The organism is Spirillospora sp. NPDC048824 (assembly GCF_043198455.1).
GTDB lineage: Bacteria > Actinomycetota > Actinomycetes > Streptosporangiales > Streptosporangiaceae > Spirillospora.
In genome coordinates this window covers 1-20,261 of the sequence record NZ_JBICUS010000033.1, presented here as the reverse complement: position 1 = coordinate 20,261, position 20,261 = coordinate 1, and the positions used below count along the sequence as shown (strand labels likewise).

At 69.8% G+C, this 20,261-nt stretch carries 20 protein-coding genes; 18 read left to right on the top strand and 2 right to left on the bottom strand.

Features of this window, described 5'->3' with window-relative positions; genetic code table 11:
- Positions 1 to 110: 110 nt before the first annotated feature.
- The 14 genes from ACGFIS_RS35925 to ACGFIS_RS35860 all read left to right on the top strand — a co-directional run bounded on the left by ACGFIS_RS35925 (position 111) and on the right by ACGFIS_RS35860 (position 12,774).
- The gene (locus ACGFIS_RS35925; RefSeq protein ID WP_392973852.1) at positions 111 to 1,196 is read left to right on the top strand and encodes a DUF2207 domain-containing protein; all 1,086 of its coding nucleotides are present in this window, start codon (positions 111 to 113) and stop codon (positions 1,194 to 1,196) included.
- Between the two features lie 187 nt (positions 1,197 to 1,383).
- Positions 1,384 to 2,547, top strand: a complete 1,164-nt coding sequence (locus ACGFIS_RS35920) for a glycosyltransferase family 4 protein (RefSeq protein WP_392908335.1) — start codon at positions 1,384 to 1,386, stop codon at positions 2,545 to 2,547.
- A 189-nt stretch (positions 2,548 to 2,736) separates the two neighbouring features.
- The gene (locus ACGFIS_RS35915) at positions 2,737 to 3,153 is read left to right on the top strand and encodes a hypothetical protein (protein ID WP_392908338.1); all 417 of its coding nucleotides are present in this window, start codon (positions 2,737 to 2,739) and stop codon (positions 3,151 to 3,153) included.
- A gap of 84 nt (positions 3,154 to 3,237) precedes the next feature.
- Entirely contained in the window at positions 3,238 to 3,462 is a 225-nt protein-coding gene (locus tag ACGFIS_RS35910) for an AtpZ/AtpI family protein (RefSeq protein ID WP_392908341.1), read from the top strand.
- Positions 3,463 to 3,523: 61 nt separating this feature from the next.
- Entirely contained in the window at positions 3,524 to 4,321 is a 798-nt protein-coding gene (gene atpB / locus ACGFIS_RS35905) for a F0F1 ATP synthase subunit A (RefSeq protein ID WP_392908344.1), read from the top strand.
- A gap of 102 nt (positions 4,322 to 4,423) precedes the next feature.
- Complete coding sequence (gene atpE, locus ACGFIS_RS35900; RefSeq protein WP_358465636.1) at positions 4,424 to 4,657, top strand: ATP synthase F0 subunit C; 234 nt, start codon at positions 4,424 to 4,426, stop codon at positions 4,655 to 4,657.
- 31 nt (positions 4,658 to 4,688) lie between these two features.
- Positions 4,689 to 5,246, top strand: a complete 558-nt coding sequence (locus ACGFIS_RS35895; RefSeq protein ID WP_392908347.1) for a F0F1 ATP synthase subunit B — start codon at positions 4,689 to 4,691, stop codon at positions 5,244 to 5,246.
- Positions 5,243 to 6,064, top strand: coding sequence for a F0F1 ATP synthase subunit delta (locus tag ACGFIS_RS35890; protein ID WP_392908349.1), 822 nt, complete (start codon positions 5,243 to 5,245; stop codon positions 6,062 to 6,064). The genes ACGFIS_RS35895 and ACGFIS_RS35890 overlap by 4 nt, the downstream gene beginning before the upstream one ends.
- A 60-nt stretch (positions 6,065 to 6,124) precedes the next feature.
- Positions 6,125 to 7,759 carry a F0F1 ATP synthase subunit alpha gene (gene atpA, locus ACGFIS_RS35885; protein WP_392908352.1) on the top strand — a complete coding sequence of 545 codons (1,635 nt, stop codon included), beginning with the start codon at positions 6,125 to 6,127 and terminating at the stop codon, positions 7,757 to 7,759.
- A gap of 5 nt (positions 7,760 to 7,764) precedes the next feature.
- Complete coding sequence (locus ACGFIS_RS35880; RefSeq protein WP_392908354.1) at positions 7,765 to 8,661, top strand: F0F1 ATP synthase subunit gamma; 897 nt, start codon at positions 7,765 to 7,767, stop codon at positions 8,659 to 8,661.
- Positions 8,662 to 8,663: 2 nt separating this feature from the next.
- Entirely contained in the window at positions 8,664 to 10,094 is a 1,431-nt protein-coding gene (gene atpD / locus ACGFIS_RS35875) for a F0F1 ATP synthase subunit beta (protein ID WP_392973851.1), read from the top strand.
- Positions 10,095 to 10,174: 80 nt separating this feature from the next.
- Entirely contained in the window at positions 10,175 to 10,561 is a 387-nt protein-coding gene (locus tag ACGFIS_RS35870; protein ID WP_392908358.1) for a F0F1 ATP synthase subunit epsilon, read from the top strand.
- 37 nt (positions 10,562 to 10,598) lie between these two features.
- Positions 10,599 to 11,063: a DUF2550 domain-containing protein gene (locus tag ACGFIS_RS35865; RefSeq protein ID WP_392908360.1), complete on the top strand. Its 465-nt coding sequence runs from the start codon at positions 10,599 to 10,601 to the stop codon at positions 11,061 to 11,063.
- Between the two features lie 166 nt (positions 11,064 to 11,229).
- On the top strand, positions 11,230 to 12,774 hold the full coding sequence (locus ACGFIS_RS35860; protein ID WP_392908362.1) for a M20/M25/M40 family metallo-hydrolase: 1,545 nt from the start codon (positions 11,230 to 11,232) through the stop codon (positions 12,772 to 12,774).
- Here ACGFIS_RS35860 and ACGFIS_RS35855 read toward each other — a convergent pair.
- A complete protein-coding gene (locus ACGFIS_RS35855; RefSeq protein WP_392973850.1) occupies positions 12,759 to 13,703 on the bottom strand; it encodes a DUF4097 domain-containing protein in 945 nt (314 codons plus the stop codon). The two genes, ACGFIS_RS35860 and ACGFIS_RS35855, sit on opposite strands and share 16 nt — an antisense overlap.
- Before the next feature lie 117 nt (positions 13,704 to 13,820).
- On the bottom strand, positions 13,821 to 14,447 hold the full coding sequence (locus ACGFIS_RS35850) for a cob(I)yrinic acid a,c-diamide adenosyltransferase (RefSeq protein WP_392973849.1): 627 nt from the start codon (positions 14,445 to 14,447) through the stop codon (positions 13,821 to 13,823).
- A 72-nt stretch (positions 14,448 to 14,519) separates the two neighbouring features.
- Between ACGFIS_RS35850 and ACGFIS_RS35845 the strand changes: the two genes are divergently transcribed.
- The 4 genes from ACGFIS_RS35845 to ACGFIS_RS35830 all read left to right on the top strand — a co-directional run bounded on the left by ACGFIS_RS35845 (position 14,520) and on the right by ACGFIS_RS35830 (position 20,171).
- A complete protein-coding gene (locus tag ACGFIS_RS35845) occupies positions 14,520 to 16,112 on the top strand; it encodes a GMC family oxidoreductase (protein ID WP_392908369.1) in 1,593 nt (530 codons plus the stop codon).
- 224 nt (positions 16,113 to 16,336) lie between these two features.
- Positions 16,337 to 17,722 (top strand): FAD-binding oxidoreductase, encoded by a 1,386-nt coding sequence (locus tag ACGFIS_RS35840; RefSeq protein WP_392908371.1) that lies wholly within the window; start codon positions 16,337 to 16,339, stop codon positions 17,720 to 17,722.
- A gap of 444 nt (positions 17,723 to 18,166) precedes the next feature.
- Entirely contained in the window at positions 18,167 to 19,363 is a 1,197-nt protein-coding gene (locus ACGFIS_RS35835; RefSeq protein WP_392908376.1) for a serine hydrolase domain-containing protein, read from the top strand.
- A 283-nt stretch (positions 19,364 to 19,646) separates the two neighbouring features.
- Positions 19,647 to 20,171, top strand: coding sequence for a hypothetical protein (locus tag ACGFIS_RS35830; protein ID WP_392973848.1), 525 nt, complete (start codon positions 19,647 to 19,649; stop codon positions 20,169 to 20,171).
- Positions 20,172 to 20,261: the final 90 nt, after the last annotated feature.

Below are 20,261 nucleotides of genomic sequence, written 5' to 3'. Positions count from 1 at the left end.
CCGGCGGCCCATGACTCACGTCACAGCGGGCTCCGGACCCGCCAGTGGCACGTAGCCTGGCGGGTGTATCGACGTCGTTACGCCGACACAGCGGCGGCAACGGTGAAACTATGCCTGACGTGCGTGGCCGTGTCCGTGGTCCCGCGATTGCCGCGGGGACGCTACTGCTGGCCCTCGCCATGCCCGCCCTCGTGCTCCTGCCGCCCGCCCGCGGCGCCGACGGAACCCACGAGACCGGTGGAACCGACGGGACCAGCGGGACCTCTGGGTCGGCCGAACCCGTTCCCGCGGTGTCCGGGGCGGTGCCGCCGCCGGAAACGGGCGCCGGGGAACTCACGGAGAGCATCGCGACCTACGACGTCGTCCTCGCCCTGGGCACCGACGGGGTCCTGCGCGTCCGGGAGACCATCACCTACGACTTCGGCGATACCGGCCGGCACGGCATCGTCCGGCAGGTGCCGTTCCGCCGCGGCGACCGGCTGTACGGGATCCGCGGCATCAGGAGCAGCTCGTCGACGGGCGCCCCGGCCCGGGTCCGGACGATGAAACTGCTGAACGACGTGCAGATCAGCGTCGGCGGCCTGCAGCGCGAGGTCCGCGGACGCCAGGCCTACGTGATCGAGTACGAGGTCGAGGGGGCGTTCACCCCCCGCCCGGACCACGACGTGCTGGTCTGGGACGCGATCGGGACGAGATGGGACGTCCCGATCAGGAACGCGGCCGTCCGGGTGGAGGCGCCGGTCCCGCTGCGGCACGTGACCTGCGCCGCCGGCACCTCCGGCGCGACGACCCGGTGCCTGCGCGACCGCGACGGCCCCTACGCCGTGGACTTCATCCAGCGCACCCTTGCCCCGCACGAGGGGATGAAGGTCCGGGTCCGGCTGCCCAAGCACGCGGTCGCCGTCCAGCCCCCGCGGTACGTCCCGCCGCGCTGGACCGGGGGCTGGCCGGGCACCGCGCTGCTCGTGCTGTCCCTCGGGACGGTGGCGCTGCTGTCCCGTGGTCCGGTCCCGCGCCGCCGGGCCGGCCCTGCCCTGGCCGCGGCCGGGGTGCTGCTGGTCGCCGCCGACGCGGGCGCCGAGGTCGCGGCGCACGGGCTGTGGGCGTTCTCGCTGGGCGACCGGTGCCTCGCCGGTCTCGCGCTGGTGATCGTCGGGGCCGGGGCGATGCTCGTCCACCGGTTCCGGGCCGTGTAAGCGCCGCGAAGAGTCGCCGGGAGGTTTACAGTTGACCGATCGCGATCGTGAACAGATCGTCCTGCTCAGCCGTCTATAAGGTGACGCGGCCCGGAATCCGGGGGCGGTCCCGGGGGCGGGATGTGAGGGATCGCGCGCACGGGGCAGTCCAACGACCAGCGGTGATCGGTGAAGGAGGCGCAGGGGAGTGCGGGAATACCTGCTCGCGATCCTGGTCGCCGCCCTGGTCGCCTACCTGCTGACGCCGCTGGTGCGCAGGTTCGCCGTCTGGTTCGGGGCGCAGGCCGTTCCCCGCGACCGTGACGTGCACGTCATCCCGACGCCCCGGCTGGGCGGTCTCGCGATGTTCGGCGGGATGGTCGCGGCGCTGGTGGTGGCGACCGGGCTGCCGGAGATGCGCAAGGTCCTCGCGGACGGCGACGTCAGCGTCGCCAAGGCGCTGCTGCTGTCGGGCGGGCTGATCGTGCTGATCGGCATCGCGGACGACCGCTGGGAAGTGGACGCGCTCACCAAGTTCGCCGGCCAGGTCGCGGCGGCCGGGATCTTCATCATGCAGGGCATCCAGATCTATGTGATCCCGCTGCCGACGGGCGAGTCGCTGTCGCTGCCGCCCGCCTACGGCGTGCCGCTGACCGTCCTCGTCGTCGTCGCCACGATCAACGCGGTCAACTTCATCGACGGGCTGGACGGGCTGGCCGCCGGCGTCGTCGGGATCGCCGCGCTCGCGCTGTTCTCCTACGCCTACCTGCTGTCGCGGACGAACGGGCTCACCACGCTGACCGCCGCGACACTGATCGCCGCGGTCCTGTTCGGGATGTGCGCGGGCTTCCTGCCGCACAACTTCAGCCCGGCGAAGATCTTCATGGGCGACACCGGCTCGATGCTGATCGGGCTGCTGCTCAGCGCGTCCACGATCATGCTGACCGGCCAGTTCGACCCGGCGATCCTCGCGAACGGGCTGTTCCCGTTCTTCGTCCCCGTGCTGCTGATCCCGGCGGTGGCGGCGGTGCCGTTCATCGACATGCTGCTCGCCGTGTGGAGGCGCACCAACCAGGGCAGGTCGCCGTTCTCGCCGGACAAGCAGCACCTGCATCACCGGCTGCTGGAACTCGGCCACTCCACCCGCCGCGCCGTGCTGATCATGTACTTCTGGGTCGGGTTGCTGGCCTCCGGGCTGGTCGGCCTCGCGCTGTTCGACGCCGCCTGGATCACCCTCGGGATCACGCTGCTGGTGGCGATCGCCGGTGTCCTGCTGATGCTCCGCAAACCGCGGTCGTCCACCCCGCGCGACCCGCTGGCGTCCCCGCCCCGGCCCGGTCGGTCGTCACGCCATGGCGCGGGTGTTCCGTGACCGGCCGTCTTCGCGCTGACGCCTGAAGCACGGGTTCGCCTCGGCTAAAGTCCCTGGTGGAAGCGTTGCGGAGGTGGAGTCACAGGCCCGGACGGGCATTACCTCAAGGGTAATTGTGGACGATCCGGACGCTTGTGATACCTTTCACGAACAGAAAACGACCACCGAACGTGACCAGCCGGAGCCCTCATGCAATCCAATGACGCCAGGATGCTCCGCGGCGCCGCGATCCCGACCGCGGCCGCCGGGGTGGGCGCCGTCGTGATCGGCCTGATGGTCGCCGGCGGCAAGGGCGCCCTCGCGGCGGCGCTGGCCGCCGTCGTGGTGATCGCCTTCTTCTCGATCAGCGCGCTCGTGGTCTCGTGGGCCGGCAAGTACTCCGCGCAGACGATGATGCTCGCCGCGCTCGCGAGCTACATGGTCAAGATCCTCGCGGTGATGCTGCTGGTCACGAGCATGGACGGCGTCACGATCTGGAACACGAAGGTCTTCGGCTGGACGGTCATCGGGCTCGCACTGCTCTGGATCGCCGCCGAGTTCCGAGTCGCGCTGCAGCGGAGGCCCTACATTGACGAACCCGAGAACGCGCTGGACCGGAGTCCGTGATGTCCGCGCCACGGACGCCGGTGACCCCAATGGGCTACTCCAATATGACCACCGCGTGGGTGGCCTGCTATCGTCCGGAGCGCGATGAGCGAGCACAAACGTCGGCCGGAGGACGGCCAACGGGAATTCGCCGATGCCGCCTGGTCCGTACCCAGCTACCTCCTCTCCGGGATGATCATCTGGGGCGGGGTCGGGTGGCTGCTGTCCGAATGGACGGGGCAGACCTGGCTGACCCTGGTCGGCGTGGTCCTGGGCATCGGGCTCGCCATCTACCTGGTCTACGTGAAGTACGGTCGCCACTCCCTCTGAGCGGCCCCGCCGCCGAGGAAGCCTTCGTGAAACATCACCACATTGATGAAGGGAACGCCGCGTGAACGCGCTGACGGTCCTCGCCGCCTCCGGTGAGGGGGAGTTCCAGGCTCCGGGGACGGAGCTGTTCGACTTCCCGCCCCTGTTCGCCGGCGGCCCCGCCTGGCTCACCAAGCCCGCCGTCTTCGCGGTCTTCGGCGCGCTGGTCGTCTGCGTCGTGTTCTGGATGGCGTTCGCCAAGCCGAAGCTGGTGCCGAGGGGCATGCAGAACATCGGCGAGGTCGGCTACATGTTCGTGCGGGACGAGATCGCCCGCCCGTTCCTCGGCCGCAACACCGAGCGGTGGATGCCGCTGCTCATGTCGCTGTTCTTCCTGATCTGGATCTGGAACATCTTCTCGGTCATCCCGATCATCCAGTTCCCGATCGCCTCGCACATCGCGTTCCCCGCCGTCCTGGCGATCTTCGTCTACTGCATCAAGGTGTACCTGGGCATCAAGCACCAGGGCCCGGTGAAGTACTTCACGAACATGATCCCCAAGGGCCTGCCGCTGCCCGTCTACTTCCTGCTGGTGCCGATCGAGTACCTCTCGACCTTCATCATCGCCCCCTTCACCCACGCGGTGCGGCTCTTCGCCAACATGTTCGCCGGGCACATGATCCTGGCGTTCTTCAGCCTCGTCGGATTCTGGTTCCTGTTCGAGAAGCCCACGGCGCTCGGGTTCGGGGTCGGCATCATCGGCGTGCTGGTCACCATCCTGCTGACCGTGTTCGAGCTGCTGATCCAGTTCCTGCAGGCGTTCCTGTTCGCGATGCTCGCCGCCATGTACATCCAGAGCGGCCTGCACGCGGACCACTAAGCCCGGGCCCGCAGTGCCCCGGCACGGGGGCCCCAGCACGACAACCTCGATAAAGCCAGACCGGCGGAGACTCCGCCGGCCGACAGAAAAGGAAATGAACCCATGACGGGAGTCCTCGCCGAAGTCAATGGCAACGTCACCTCGATCGGTTACGGCCTCGCGGCCATCGGCCCGGGCATCGGCATCGGCATCATCTTCGGCCAGGGCGTGAACGCCATCGCCCGTCAGCCGGAGCTCACCGGCGTGATCCGCACCAACATGATGCTGGGCTTCGTTCTGACCGAGGCGCTGGCGCTGATCGGCCTGGTCGCGCCGTTCATCTTCCAGGGCATCTGAGCACGGTCCCAGCTGAGGAAGGGCTGCAGACATGATCGGAGCAGCTTCCGTCCTTGCGGCGGAGGAGAACAACCCTCTCGTCCCGCACGCCTACGAGCTCGTCGTCGGTATCTTCGCGTTCCTCGTCGTGATGATCGTCCTGGGCAAGATCCTCACTCCGCGCCTGCAGAAGACGCTGGAGGAGCGGACCGAGGCGATCGAGGGCGGGCTGGAGCGGGCCGAGCGGGCGCAGAAGGAGGCCCAGCAGGTCCTCGACCAGTACAAGGCGCAGCAGAAGGCGGCCGCGGTCGAGGCGTCCAACGAGCGCCGCAAGGCCGAGGAGCAGGGCGCGCAGATCATCGCCCAGGCCAAGGAACAGGCCCAGGTCGAGGCGCGCCGGATCGTCGACAACGCCAAGGCGCAGATCGAGGCCGAGCGGCTGCAGGCGCTGCAGTCGCTGCGGGCCGAGATCGGTGCCATGTCGGTCGAGCTGGCCGGACGGGTCGTGGGCGAGTCCCTTGAGGACAGCGCGCGGCAGAGCCGGGTCGTCGACCGGTTCCTCGAGGAGCTCGAGGACCGCGCTCGCACGCAGGAGCAGATCACATCATGACCATCACGGGAGCGGTGAGCAGGGCGTCGCTGGCCGAGGCCAAGGAGCGGCTGGAGGCGGTCATCCCGTCCTCCGACCTGGCCGAGCTCGGCGGCGACCTGTTCGCGGTGCTGCACCTGATCGACCGCGAGCACGGCCTGCGGCGGGCGGTCTCCGACCCGTCGCGGGACGGTGCCGACAAGGCGCAGCTCGTCCAGATCCTGCTGGAGGGCAAGGTGTCGCCGGCCGCTCTCGGGCTGGTCGCCGACGTCGTCCGGCTGCGCTGGTCCAAGCCTTCGGAGCTGTCGGACGCGGTGGAGGTCCTCGCGGTCACCGCCGAGGCCGCCCGCGCCGAGGCCGACCGGCGGATCGACGACCTGGAGGACGAGCTGTTCCGGTTCTCCCGGGTCATCGAGGGCGAGTCGGAACTGCGCGGTGCCCTCGCCGGGCCGGGCCTGCCGGCCGAGCGCAAGCTCGGCGTGGTGAAGGCCCTGCTGGACGGCAAGGTCACACCCGCGACGCTGACGCTGGTCACCGAGCTGGTGCTGCGTCCGCGAGGACGTAGCCTGGAAGGCGGGCTGGCCGAGTACGGCAAGCTCGTCGCCCAGCGCCGGCAGCGGCTGGTCGCGCTCGTGCGCACGCCCGCCGAGCTGTCGGAGGCGCAGCGGACCCGGCTCGCCGCGGTCCTCGCCGCCGCCTACGGCCACGAAGTACACCTGAACATCGAACTCGACCCCACGGCGATCGGCGGACTGTCGATCGAGATCGGGGACGAGGTCATCGACGGCACGATCGCCGGACGGCTGGACGACGTCCGCCGGCGGCTCGGCGCCGGCTGACGCCGGCGTGACCGGCCGCCGACCGGCGGAGCCGACCCCAAAGGGAGCAAGAGAGGAATCATGGCGGAGCTGACGATCCGTCCGGACGAGATCCGGACCGCGCTGGAGCGCTTCGTCCAGTCGTACGAGCCTGAGGCCGCCGCGCGCGAAGAGGTCGGCACCGTTGTCGATTCCGGCGACGGCATCGCCCACATCGAGGGCCTTCCCTCCGCGATGGCGAACGAACTCATCGAGTTCGAGGACGGTACCCGTGGCCTGGCTCTGAACCTGGACGTGCGTGAGATCGGCGCCGTTGTCCTGGGTGACTTCAGCAAGATCGAGGAGGGCCAGAAGGCCCGCCGGACCGGCGAGGTCCTCTCGGTCCCCGTCGGCGACGGCTTCCTCGGCCGCGTCGTGGACGCGCTGGGCAACCCGCTGGACGGCAAGGGACCGGTCGAGAGCACCGAGCGCCGCGCGCTCGAACTGCAGGCCCCGACGGTGGTGCAGCGGCAGTCGGTGAGCGAGCCGCTGCAGACCGGCATCAAGGCCATCGACGCGATGACCCCGATCGGCCGCGGCCAGCGGCAGCTGATCATCGGTGACCGGCAGACGGGCAAGACGACCGTCTGCGTGGACACCATCATCAACCAGAAGGAGAACTGGGAGTCCGGCGACGAGAGCAGGCAGGTCCGCTGCATCTACGTCGCGATCGGACAGAAGGGCTCCACGATCGCCAACGTCCGCCGCTCCCTGGAGGAGGCCGGCGCGCTGGAGTACACCACGATCGTGGCGGCTCCCGCGTCCGAGCCGGCGGGCTACAAGTACATCGCCCCCTACACCGGGTCCGCGATCGGGCAGCACTGGATGTACCAGGGCAAGCACGTCCTGATCATCTTCGACGACCTGTCCAAGCAGGCCGAGGCGTACCGCGCGGTCTCGCTGCTGCTGCGCCGCCCGCCGGGCCGCGAGGCCTACCCCGGTGACGTGTTCTACCTGCACTCGCGTCTGCTGGAGCGCTGCGCGAAGCTGTCGGACGACCTGGGCGCCGGTTCGATGACGGGTCTGCCGATCATCGAGACCAAGGGCAACGACGTGTCGGCGTACATCCCGACGAACGTCATCTCCATCACCGACGGTCAGTGCTTCCTGGAGTCGGACCTGTTCAACCAGGGCGTCCGGCCGGCGATCAACGTCGGCATCTCGGTGTCCCGGGTCGGCGGCGACGCGCAGATCAAGGCGATGAAGACCGTCGCCGGAACGCTGCGCCTGGCGCTGTCGCAGTTCCGTGACCTGGAGGCGTTCGCGGCGTTCGCGTCCGACCTGGACGCCGCCTCGCGTTCGCAGCTGGACCGCGGTGCGCGCCTGGTCGAACTGCTGAAGCAGCCGCAGGGCAGCCCGTTCCCGGTCGAGCAGGAGGTCGTGTCCGTGTGGGCGGGCACCTCCGGCGAGCTGGACGAGGTGCCCGTCGCCGACATCCGCCGCTTCGAGCGCGAGTTCCTCGACTACATGGAGCGGGAGGAGAGCGGCATGCTCACCTCCATCCGGGAGACCGGCAAGCTCTCCGAGGACGGCCTCACCAGCCTCAAGAACGCCATCACGCAGTTCAAGAAGGGCTTCCAGACCAGCGAGGGCGAGATCCTCGTGGACGAGCCCGTCGAGGCGATCGCGGACGAGGACGTCGAGCAGGAGACGATCACCCGCGTCAAGAAGGACTGACGGCAATGGCCGCACAGCTTCGTCAACTCCGGCAGCGGATCAAGTCGGTCAAGTCGACCGCCAAGATCACGCGCGCCCAGGAGATGATCGCCACCTCGCGGATCGTCAAGGCCCAGCAGGCGGTGACGGCGTCCAAGCCGTACGCCGACCAGATCACGCAGGCCCTGACGGCGCTGGTGAGCCATCACGTCGGGATCGACCACCCGCTGCTCCAGGAGCAGCCGGCCGACACCCGCAGCGCGGTCCTGATCGTCACGAGCGATCGCGGGTTCTGCGGCGCCTACAACGCCAACGTGATCCGCGAGGCCGAGTCCCTGATCAAGGCGCTGCGGGACGAGGGCCGCGAGCCCGTCCCGTACGTCGTCGGGAACAAGGGCATCACCTGGTACCGGTTCCGGGACCGGCCGGTCGCGCAGACCTGGCACGGGTTCAGCGACCGGCCGACCTTCGCGAACGCGGAGGAGATCGGCCGGCGGCTGACCGAGGACTTCCTCAAGACCGACGCCGAGGGCGGCGTCGGTGAGATCCACGTGGTCTACACCGAGTTCGTCTCGATGCTGACCCAGACGGTCCGGGTCACCCGGCTGATGCCGCTGGAGATCGAGGAGGCCGAGTCCTCCAAGGTCCCGCCGGCGTACGAGTTCGAGCCGTCCCCGGCGGCCGCGCTCGACCTGATGCTGCCGAACTACATCGAGAGCCGCATCTTCCACATGCTGCTGCAGTCGGCGGCGTCGTTCCAGGCGTCGGTCCGGCGGGCGATGAAGTCGGCGACCGACAATGCCAACGAACTGCTCGGGGTCTACACGCGCCAGATGAACCAGGCGCGGCAGGCCGCGATCACCCAGGAAATCAGCGAGATCGTCGGTGGCGCTGACGCGCTCGCCGAGTCTGGCGGGGAGTGATAATGACTGCTCAGGTAGAGACGGCGACCGCCACCGGGCGCGTCGCACGTGTCATCGGCCCGGTCGTCGACGTGGAGTTCCCCGCCGACGCCATTCCGGAGATCTACAACGCCCTCAACGCGGAGATCGCGCTGGGCGGCGAGGAGAAGACCCTGACGTTCGAGGTCGCCCAGCACCTCGGCGACAACATGGTCAGGGCGATCTCCATGCAGCCGACGGACGGCCTGGTCCGCGGTGCGCCGGTGCGCGACACCGGCAAGTCCATCGCGGTCCCGGTGGGCGACATCACCAAGGGCCACGTGTGGAACGCCCTCGGCGAGGCGCTGGACGTCCCGACCGCGTCCCTGGAGGTTAACGAGCGCTGGGGCATTCACCGGCGCGCTCCGGCCTTCGACCAGCTCGAGTCCAAGACCGAGATGCTGGAGACCGGCATCAAGGTCATCGACCTGCTGTGCCCGTACGTCCAGGGCGGCAAGATCGGCCTGTTCGGCGGCGCGGGTGTGGGCAAGACGGTGCTCATCCAGGAGATGATCCGCCGCGTCGCCCGCAACTTCGGTGGCACCTCGGTGTTCGCCGGCGTCGGTGAGCGCACCCGCGAGGGCAATGACCTCTGGGTGGAGATGGCCGAGGCGGACGTCCTCAAGGACACCGCGATGGTGTTCGGCCAGATGGACGAGCCGCCGGGCACCCGGCTGCGGGTGGCGCTGTCCGCGCTGACGATGGCGGAGTACTTCCGCGACGTGCAGAACCAGGACGTGCTGCTGTTCATCGACAACATCTTCCGGTTCACGCAGGCCGGCTCGGAGGTCTCCACGCTGCTCGGGCGCATGCCGTCCGCGGTGGGGTACCAGCCGACGCTGGCCGACGAGATGGGTGTGCTGCAGGAGCGGATCACCTCGACGCGCGGTAACTCGATCACCTCGATGCAGGCGATCTACGTGCCCGCCGACGACATCACCGACCCGGCGCCGCACACCACGTTCGCGCACCTGGACGCCACCACGACCCTGTCGCGCGGCATCTCCGAGAAGGGCATCTTCCCGGCGGTCGACCCGCTCGACTCCACGTCGCGGATCATGGACCCGCTGATCCTAGGGAACGAGCACTACTCCGTCGCGCAGGAGGTGAAGCGGATCCTGCAGAAGTACAAGGAACTGCAGGACATCATCGCCATCCTCGGTATCGACGAGCTGTCCGAGGAGGACAAGGTCACCGTCCAGCGGGCGCGGCGCATCGAGCGTTTCCTGTCGCACCCGATGTACGTGGCCGAGCAGTTCACCGGCCAGCCCGGCGAGACGGTGCCGAAGGACGAGACGATCGCCTCGTTCAAGGCGATCGCGGAGGGCAAGTACGACCACCTGCCCGAGCAGGCGTTCTTCATGTGCGGTGGCATCGAGGACGTCGAGAAGAAGGCCAAGGAGCTGGAGAAGTAGTCCGCTCCGGCGGGGCCGTCCCTGGCGGGGCGGCCCCGCTCCAGTAGTCGAGGGACGCTCCAGTAGTCGGAGGAACAGACGTGGCAACCCTGAAGGTCGGGCTGGTCTCGCCGGAGCGCGAGATCTGGTCCGGCGAGGCGAAGATGGTGGTCGCCCAGACCATCGAGGGCTCACTCGGTATCCTGCCGGGCCACGCCCCCGTGCTCGGCGTCCTCCTCGACGGCAGCGTGGTGAAGATCGAGCCCGCCGACGGCGGCGAGCCGGTCACCGCGATGGTCGGCAGCGGCTTCTTCTCCATCGCCGCCGACGAGGTGTCGGTGCTGGCCGAGCAGGCCGAGCTGGGCGGCGAGATCGACGTCCAGGAGGCCAGGCGGGCGCTGGAGGACGCGCTCGCGGCCGAGAGCGAGGACGCGACGCCGGAGCGGCGGGCCCGGGCGCGGCTGCGCGCCGCGGGCATCGAAGCCTAGGCGCCGCGCGCGGCGGTTCGGACGGACGGCGGGGGATGTGGGCGAGCACCTGGCACTGGAAGCGGGCGGGGTGCTCGCCGTGCTCATTCTGGTGGCGGCGCTGCTGTACGTCTCCATGAGGGTGCGCCGCCGGCTGTTCGCGCGGGGAGGCGGCACCCTGGAGTGCAGCCTGCGTGAACTTCCCCGGGAGGGCGGAGCCCCGGGAGTGTGGAGGCTCGGCATCGGCCGCTACAGGGGCGACGCCCTGCACTGGCACCGCGTGTTCGAATTCCGCAGCAGGCCCCGGCAGGTGATTCACCGCCGGGGCCTCGTCGTGTCCAACCGCCGCGACCCGGACCCGGAGGAGGCCGAAGGGCTGCTGCCGGACGCGACCGTCATCGAGGTCAGGGACGGCGGCGTGACCCTGGAGCTGGCGATGGGCGCGGCGGCACTGACCGGTTTCCTGGCCTGGCTGGAGGCGGCCCCGCCGGGTCTCCCGGTGAACCTGCGCTCCCCGGAGTGACCGGGCCCGCGATCCGGGGCCGCCCTGCAATTGGGGGCCGCTTCGCAATCGGGGGGTAAGGCGCCGGTATCGAATCGGCGTGGGCGCCGTGCCGTCCTTTGAGGCGGACGGGACGCGGGACCAGGATCGCTCCTGGTCCGCTTCGTCTCCGTCCGCAGGAGTGCACGTGCGCCAGTCCAAGTGGAAGCAGAAACTGCTCACCGGCACCGCCGTGGCGCTGCCCGCCGCCTTTCTGCCGGCGGCCCTCATCCCGTCGGCGCTGCCGGCCGCGGATGCCGCGCCGGCGCGTCCCGACCTGGCGAAGCTGGTCACGTTGAAGGACGTCGAGGCCCACCTGAAGGCGTTCCAGGAGATCGCCGACTACAACGGCGGTCACCGCGCCGCGGGAGGCGCCGGCTACGACGTTTCGGTGAAGTACGTCGTCGGGCGGCTGCGGAAGGCCGGTTTCCGGCCGAAGATCCAGAAGTTCACCTACCCGTACTGGCGGGAGAAGTCCGGCGCGGTCCTCGCCCGGACGGCGCCGTCCAAGAAGTCCTACAAGCGGGGCGACGACTTCGTCGCCCTCGCCTACTCGGGTTCCGGTGACGTGACCGCGCCCGTGATCGCCGTCGATGTCCCGGCCAGGGGCAAGGACGGGACGAGCGGCTGCGAGAAGCGCGACTTCAAGGGCTTCAAGAAGGGGTCGATCGCGCTCGTCCAGCGCGGGACCTGCACGTTCGAGAGCAAGGCCGCCAAGGCCAGGGCCGCGGGCGCGTCCGCCGTCGTGATCTACAACAAGCCGGGGGAGAAGGGGCCGGTGAACGGCACGGTCGGCAAGCCGGCGAAGATCCCGGTCGTCGGCCCCACCCACAAGCTGGGTGCGGCGCTGGTGAAGGACGCGAAGAAGGGCAGGCTGAAGCTGCGCGTGAAGGCCGACACCGTCCACGGGAAGCGGTCGTCGTCCAACGTCATCGCCGACACCGAGCGGGGACGGGCCGACAACGTGGTGCTGCTCGGCGCGCACCTGGACAGCGTCCCGGACGGTCCCGGGATCAACGACAACGGCACCGGCGCCGCCGCGCTCATCGCGATCGCCGCCAAGATCAAGGAACTCGGGAAGGGCGGCCTGCGCAACCGGGTGCGTTTCGCCTGGTGGGGTGCCGAGGAGGAGGGCCTGCGAGGCTCCGCCCACTATGTGGAGTCGTTGTCGGACGAGAAGCGCGACGCCATCGCCCTGAACCTCAACTTCGACATGCTCGGTTCACGCAACGGCACCCGGGGCGTGTACGACGGCGACCACTCCACCGGTGCCGGCACCCGGGCGCCCGCCGGGTCGGGCGCGATCGAGAAGATGTTCCGGGACTACTTCAAGGGCCGCAAGCTGCCGACGACGGAGAGCGAGTTCAACGGCCGGTCCGACTACGGCCCGTTCGTCGAGCACGGTATCCCCGCCGGCGGTATGGACACCGGCGCAGACGGGGTCAAGACCGCCGCGGAGGCCAAGGCGTTCGGCGGCAAGGCCGGCAAGGTGTACGACCCGTGTTATCACGCGAAGTGCGACCGCCTGAAGAACGTGAACCTCAAGCTTCTCGACACCAACGTCGACGGCATCGCGCACGTCACCCAGCACCTGGCCCGCACCACCGTCGCCGTCAACGGCGGGGCCCGGCTGATCCTGTTCCGTGAACCGTCCTACCGGCCGCTCTGGCAGGGCCCCTACCAGCTCCGCTGATCCGCGGGGGTGACGGTGATGCTGCCGTCCCTGGCGCCCAGCTTGATGCGGTGCGACGACCCGGAGTCCTGGTTCACGGCCGGGTCGATCCGCTCGCCGCCGTTGAACGTGGACGCGGTGATCGCGTAGCTCTGGGCGCCCGGGAGCGCGACCTGGATGGAGCCGTTCTCGCTGTTGGCCTGAACGTCCGTGGGAGCCGAGACGAAGCCGAGCCGGACGCCGCCGTCGCGTGTCTTGGCGGTGACGCGGTCGGCCGTCAGGCCCACGGCTTCGATGGAGCCGTTGTGGGTGTCCAGGTCGGCGGCCTTCACGCTGCCGCTCAGGCGGATGCGCCCGTCGCGGGAGCGGGCCGTCAGCCGGTCGGTGGTGAGGCCGGCGGCGGTGATCGAGCCGTTGTCGCTGCGCAGGTCGGCGGTGGCGGCCCGTCCGGAGACGCGGATCGACCCGTCGTTGGAGCTGAGGGACGCCGAGGTCGCGTTCATGTCGCTGACCTCGATCGATCCGTTGTCGCTGTGCAGCTTCACCGTTCCGGCGAGACCGGACGCGACGATCGACCCGTCGCGGCTGTTGATCTCCACGGGGATGTCGCGCGGAACCTGGACGCGGTAGGAGACCCCGCATTTGGTGGCACCCATCGTGGCCCTCGCGCATTTGGCCGACAGCGTGAGCGTGTCGCCCGCGGTGGCGTGTTTGACCTTCGGCTTGTTGTTCTCGTTGGACCAGCGCAGCCGTTCGCTGACCTTGATGGCGCCGGTGTCGGAGGCCGTGACCTGCACCCGGCTCCCGTCCCCCTTGATCTTCAGTGCGGTGATGCCGGCGGGCGCGGTGTAGGAGCGGGTCTCCCCGTGCGTGCCGAAGCTCAGGTTCCCGCAGCCGGCCGCCGCCGTCGCCGCGACCGCCAGCATGGCCGTAGCCGTCAGGATCCTCACGTGGTCTCTCCCCTTGTCGCAGTGCGCCCGTACGAACCAAGCCTGCTTTGGACGGGGCGCCGTCACCAGGAGGTGAGCCGGTCTCCGGAGGGTGGGGTTAGCCCCACCCCGCACCTGTCAGCGTTCCCCGCCGGGCTTCCACAGAACGTCGCCGTGCTCGGCGTTGGCGACACGGCACAGGATGAACAGCAGGTCGGACAGCCGGTTGAGGTACTTGGCCGTCAGCGGGTTCACGCCGCCCTCCGCCGCGTCCGGGTCGCCTTCGGCGGCGGCGCCGTGGGCCTCGACGGCCGCCCAGGCCGTGCGTTCGGCGCGCCGGGAGACCGTCCGGGCCACGTGCAGCAGCGCCGCCCCCGGAGAGCCGCCGGGGAGGATGAAGCTGCGCAGCGTCGGCAGGTTCTCGTTGTGCTCGTCGCAGGCCTCCTCGAGCCGCTCGACGTAGGACGGGTCGACGCGCAGCGGCGGGTACTGCGGGTCGGGGACGACCGGTGCGCACAGGTCGGCGCCCACGTCGAAAAGGTCGTTCTGGACGCGGGTCAGCAGCGTGACGACGTCCTCGGGCAGTGAGCCGAGCGCGATCGCGGTGCCGATCGCGGCGTTGGCCTCCTCGACGTCCGCGTAGGCGGCGAGCCGCGGATCCGTCTTGCGGGTACGGGACGCGTCGCCGAGCGCGGTGGTGCCGTCGTCGCCCGTCCGGGTGTAGATCCGCGAGAGCACGACCGGGTTGTCCCTGTTCTTCGCCATGGCCAGAAGCCTAGCGCCGTCGCACGTAGAAGCCCGTTCGGTAGGGTTTCGGAAAGACTCCCGGAGGCCGCCGTGTACGACTACATCATCGTGGGAGCGGGCAGCGCGGGCTGTGTCCTCGCCGCCCGGCTGACCGAGGACCCCTCGGTGAACGTCCTGCTGCTGGAGGCGGGCCCGCCCGACGACGCTCCCGAGATCCACATCCCCGCCGCAGTGGCGTCGATGATCAAGGGACCGTACGACTGGGACTACGCCACCGTCCCGCAGGAGCACGCCGCCGGACGCAGCGTGTACTGGCCGCGGGGGCGGACGCTGGGCGGCAGCTCGTCCACCAACGCGATGATCTACATCCGCGGCGCCCGGCACGACTACGACACCTGGCGCGACTCGCACGGCTGCGACGGCTGGGGCTATGAGGACCTGCTGCCCTACTTCCTGCGCGCCGAGGACCAGCAGCGCGGCGAGATCCCCTACCACGGCGTCGGCGGTCCCCTGCGCGTGGAGGACCTGCGCTACAAGCACCCGCTGACCCGCGCCTGGGTGCAGTCGGCCAAGGCGTACGGGCTGGCCGCGAACCCCGACTTCAACGGCGCCGACCAGGACGGCGTGGGCTTCTACCAGGTCACCCACAAGCGGGGCCGGCGCTGGTCGACCGCCGCCGGGTACCTGCACCCGATCGAGCACCGCCCGAACCTCACCGTCGTCACCGACGCCCTCGCGACCCGCGTCGTGATCGAGGACGGCCGCGCCACCGGCGTCCGCTATGACGCACGGGGCGAGACGATGCTGGCCCGCGCCGGGGCCGAGGTCATCCTGTCGGGCGGCGCGGTGAACAGCCCGCAGATCCTCATGCTCTCCGGGGTCGGGCCCGCCGGCCACCTGCGCTCCCTCGGCATCGACGTCCTGGTCGACTCCCCGGTCGGGCAGGGGCTCCAGGACCACCCGTTCGTGAACGTCATGTTCGCCACCCCCCGCAGCAAGGCCCTGTGGGAACTGGCGAACGCCCGTTCCCTCGCCCTCTACCAGGCCCTCGGACGCGGCCCGTACGCGTCCAACGTCGCCGAGGCGGGCGGGTTCGTCCGGACGGCCGAGGGGCTGCCCGCACCCGACCTGCAGTACCACGTGCTGCCGACGCCGTTCGTCAACCAGGGGCTCACCGATACGGCCGAGCGGCTCCTGTCGGTCATGGTCACCGCGATCTCCATCGCCGGGCGCGGCTCGCTGACCCTCCGCTCCGCCGACCCCCGCTCCAAGCCGCTGATCGACCCCGCCTACCTCGCGGAGAAGGCCGACCTGGACATCCTGGTCGCCGGTGTCCGGCAGGCCCGCGAGATCGCCGCGTCCGGACCGCTGGCGTCCCTGGTCGGAGGCGAGTGGGCCCCGGGCGAGCAGGTGGAGTCCGACGAGGCCATCACGGACTTCGTCCGCCGCGAGGTCGCGACGCTGTTCCACCCCACGAGCACCTGCGCGATGGGCGCGGGCGATGCGGTCTGCGACCCCGACCTGCGCGTCCGCGGCGTCGAGGGCCTCCGCGTGGTGGACGCGTCCGTCATGCCGGCGGTCCCGCGCGGCAACACCAACGCCCCCACCATCGCGATCGCCGAACGCGCCGCCGACCTCATCCGCGGCCGCACCCCCCTCAAACCCGCCAACGCCCCGACCTAAGCCGCGCCCCGGAGGAGGCGAGGCCGCGCCCGGGATAGGCCGCGCCCGGGGTGGCCATGGTCCCGTCCGCTCGGACGTCGGGCAGTATTTTCCCTTTGTCTGGTTGTGGGGGGATTGAGTGCGGGTTGATGCTGGTGGTAACTCCCTGCCGGGAGGGACCCGGCGGGGCATCGATACCCGGGTACGCGGAACGGGGTGTGCCGCGGCCCGACGGGGGAGGCCTGATGGAGGCCACGGTTCTGGAATCCATGCGGACTACGCTGCGCGGCCCGGTCGTCGGCCCACAGGACTCGGAGTACGTCCGGGCGCGCGCGATCTACAACGCGATGATCGACACATCTCCCGCCGCGATCGTCCCGTGCGCCGACGCCGCGGACGTGGCGGCGGCCATCGGCCTGATCCGCGACGCCGGTGCGGAGGCGGCCGTCCGCGGCGGTGGCCACAGCGGTCCCGGCCTGTGCCTGGTGGAGGGCGGCGTGACCATCGACCTGTCGCCCATGCGCTGGGTGCGGGTCGATCCGGACGCGCGCACGGCCGAGGTCGGCGGCGGAAGCCTCCTGAGCGACCTGGACCACGCCGCCCACGGGTTCGGGCTGGCCACTCCCGCGGGGATCGTCTCGACGACCGGGGTCGGCGGCCTCACGCTCGGCGGCGGCCACGGACATCTCACCCGCAAGTACGGCCTCACCGTGGACAACCTGCTCGCCGCCGACGTCATCCTCGCGGACGGCACCTGGGTCACCGCGTCCGAGTCGCGGAACTCCGACCTGTTCTGGGCGCTTCGAGGCGGAGGCGGGAACTTCGGCGTCGTCACCGAGTTCACCTTCCGGCTCCACCCGGTGCGGACGGTCGGGGTCGGCATCACCGCATGGCCGATCGATGCCACACGTGACGTGCTCCAGTGGTACCGCGACTTCCTGCCACAGGCGCCCGAGGACCTGAGCGGCTTCTTCGCCGTCCTCGTCATCCCTCCCGGACCGCCGTTCCCCGAGGAGATCCACGGCAGGAAGATGTGCGCCGTCGTCTGGTGCTACACCGGCGACCCGGACGAGCTGGACGGCGCCCTCGCGGAGGTGACCGCCCCCGGCCGGCCTGCGTTCCACTTCACCAGCCCGATGCCGTACCCGATGCTCCAGACCATGTTCGACGACCTCATCCCGGCCGGTCTGCAGTGGTACTGGCGGGGCGACTTCTTCGACCGCCTCACCGACGAGGCCATCGACGTCCACCACAAGTACGGTTCGGAGATCCCCACCGACCTGTCCACCATGCACCTGTACCCGATCGACGGCGCGGCCCACCGGGTGGGAAGGGACGACACCGCCTGGAGCTACCGGGACGCGACCTGGTCCGGCGTCTACGCCGGCATCGACCCCGATCCCGCGAACGCGGCGACCATCCGGCAGTGGTGCGTGGACTACTGGGAGGACCTGCACCCGTACTCGATGGGCGGTTCCTACGTGAACTTCCTCGGCGCGGACGAAAGCGAGGACAGGGTCCGGGCCACCTACCGTGACCACTACGAGAGGCTCGCGCAGGTCAAGGCGAAGTACGACCCCGACAACTTCTTCCGGGCGAACCAGAACATCCACCCGGCCGCACACGCTTAACGGCCCGTCCGGTCTGCCTGGTCTGCCTGGTCTTGCTTGGTTGGCCTGGTCTTGCTTGGTTGGCCTGGTCGGCCCGCTCTGACTGGTCGGGCCAGTCTGACTGGTCTGCCCGGCCTGGGGAGGCCGTGGAAAGAGCAACGCCCCCGTCCGTCCGACGGGGGCGCTGTGTGCGTACAGGCCGCGGGCGTCACCGCTTGATCGCCTTCGCGATGCGAACGCGACGCGCCTTCTTCGCCTCGTTCCGCAGCACCCGTACGCGGTCGTTGATGATCACCTTGCTGAACTCCGGCCGGTTCATGTCCTTCTCCTTGTTCCCGCCGGGCCTCTCTTGGCCCGACATGTACAAGGTTCGTCCTAAGACCCCACCCCCCACATTGGGACGACGCCTTATCTACGCCGCCTAGGACGCCTTAGATTCGTGCCGACCCTCCGGAGGAACCTCAGATGGACGCGCAGTCACGCACCCAGGAACTGGCCGACCACCTTGTCGCGTCCGGGCAGGAGGTCGGCCTCCAGATCGCCGCCTACCTGAACGGCGAACTCGTGGTGAACGTGTGCTCTGGCAAGGCGGACACCACCACCGGCCGTCCGGTCGATGAACGAACCCTCTTCACCTGTGGTCCGGGCCCTGGGCCGGTGTCGACCGTCGTCCATACCCTCGCCGAACGTGGACTGCTCGACTACGCCGCCCCGGTTGCCGCCTACTGGCCGGAGTTCGGCGACCACGGTAAGCACGATATGACGATCGCCCACGTTCTCACTCATTCCGCCGGGGTACCGCAGGCACCGCCCGGCATCACACTCGACGACCTCGCCGACTGGGACGGGATGTGCGCGCGGATCGCGGACCTGCGGCCGCTCTGGCGGGCGGGCACCGCGACCGGTTTCCACGCGCTGACCTTCGGTTTCATCCTCGGCGAGGTCGTCCGCCGGGTCACCGGGCGGCCCGTCTCGGCGGTGCTGCGTGACGAGGTCGCAGCCCCGCTCGGCGTTTCCGGCGACCTGTGGTTCGGCATCCCCACCGGTCACCTGCCCCGGGTAGCGCGGTTCGAGGACGCAGACCGATCGGAACCGATGGCGAACTTCCCTGACGGCTCGCTGTACCACCAGGTGGTCCCGCCATGGCTGCAAGAACACGCCGCACTGGCGAACCGGCCAGAACTGCAGACGGCCCCGTCCGGGAGTGGGGCGACGGCCCATGCTCTCGCCCGCATGTACGCCGCCCTCATCGGTGAGGTGGACGGTGTCCGACTCATCGGCCCGGCCAGGACAGGCCGCCTCTCGAGGGCGATCACGACGAAAGAGGACCGGGTGACCTGGGGCCCGGTCCCGAAGGGACTCGGCTACATGGTCGGCATCATGGGCATGGGCAGTGCGAGCGCCTTCGGCTGGACGTCCGGCAGCGGCGGCTTGGCCTTCGCCGACCCCGATCGCGGATTCTCTTTCGCGTACATGCCCAACCTCCTGACCCTCGCACCGCTGGGCCTCGCCGACGAGGTCGCCGACGCGGTCCGGTTGGCACTGGGCCTGGAAACGGGGACGATCCAGGCCGTCCGGAGGAGGCAAGCGGAACGCGCGGTCCGCCGCCTCCGCACCCGTGTGGCCAAGCGAAGAGCAGCCGACGCCAAGCGCCGCCGGTAGGCGGCCAACACCAGGCGCCGCTGGTAAGCGGCTGGCAGCGGACGCCACTGGTGAGGGGTTGGCGGTAGGCGCTGCTGGTAGGCGGCCGGTCGGGGCGCCGCTGGTGAGGGGTTGGTAGTGGGCGTCGTCGGTGAGCAGATGCTGCTGTGAGCGGCCGATGCCAAGCGTTGCCGGTAAGCCGCTGTCTCGTGCGTGGTGATGGGGAAAGGGGTGGACAGGCGGGCCAGCGGTCTGTCAGCATCCGGTTCATGATCTATGAAAGGGGCGTCGCCGCCCTCGTCCGGTGAGCGTCTTCGCGCAGCGGGAAGCTGCCGACATCCGTGCGGAATGGCTCGGGCATCTGCTGTCCACCGAGCCCGCCGACCGTCCGGCGGCCGAGGCCGCCATCTCCGAGCTCTACCGGCTGATCGGGCTCGATCCACCGCGATTCCACTGGGTCGCCTCCCCTGTGTCCGCCCTGGAAACCGTCCCGCCCGGCGTGCGGCTGCGGGCGTCCGAGACCGTGGACCGTTTCGCCGACTGGCCCCAGCCACTGGGTTTCCGCAGGCTGATCAGCGAACTGACCGCGCAGCTCGACGTCTGCGTCCTCCGGGGCTACCGCCCACTGGACCTGATGTTGAGGCAGTTGGTCCGAGCACCGATCGCGGTTTCCGGCAGCAGCACGCTTGCCATGGCGCTTTGGTCGGTTCAGAGGACGGACAGGCGGAGCGACTTCTGGTACGCGGCTCTTTGCGCGTCCTGGTCCGCCCACTATGACGCGGTTCGCCGGACGTCCGGTGTGGTTTTCACGCCCGAACAGAACGTCTGAGGCGCCCCGGATCTTCCGGACAGGTCCCCAACTAGGGTTGGGGAGAACCGGAAGGGAAGGTCGTTGGCACGACAGAGGCGGCATTTCACC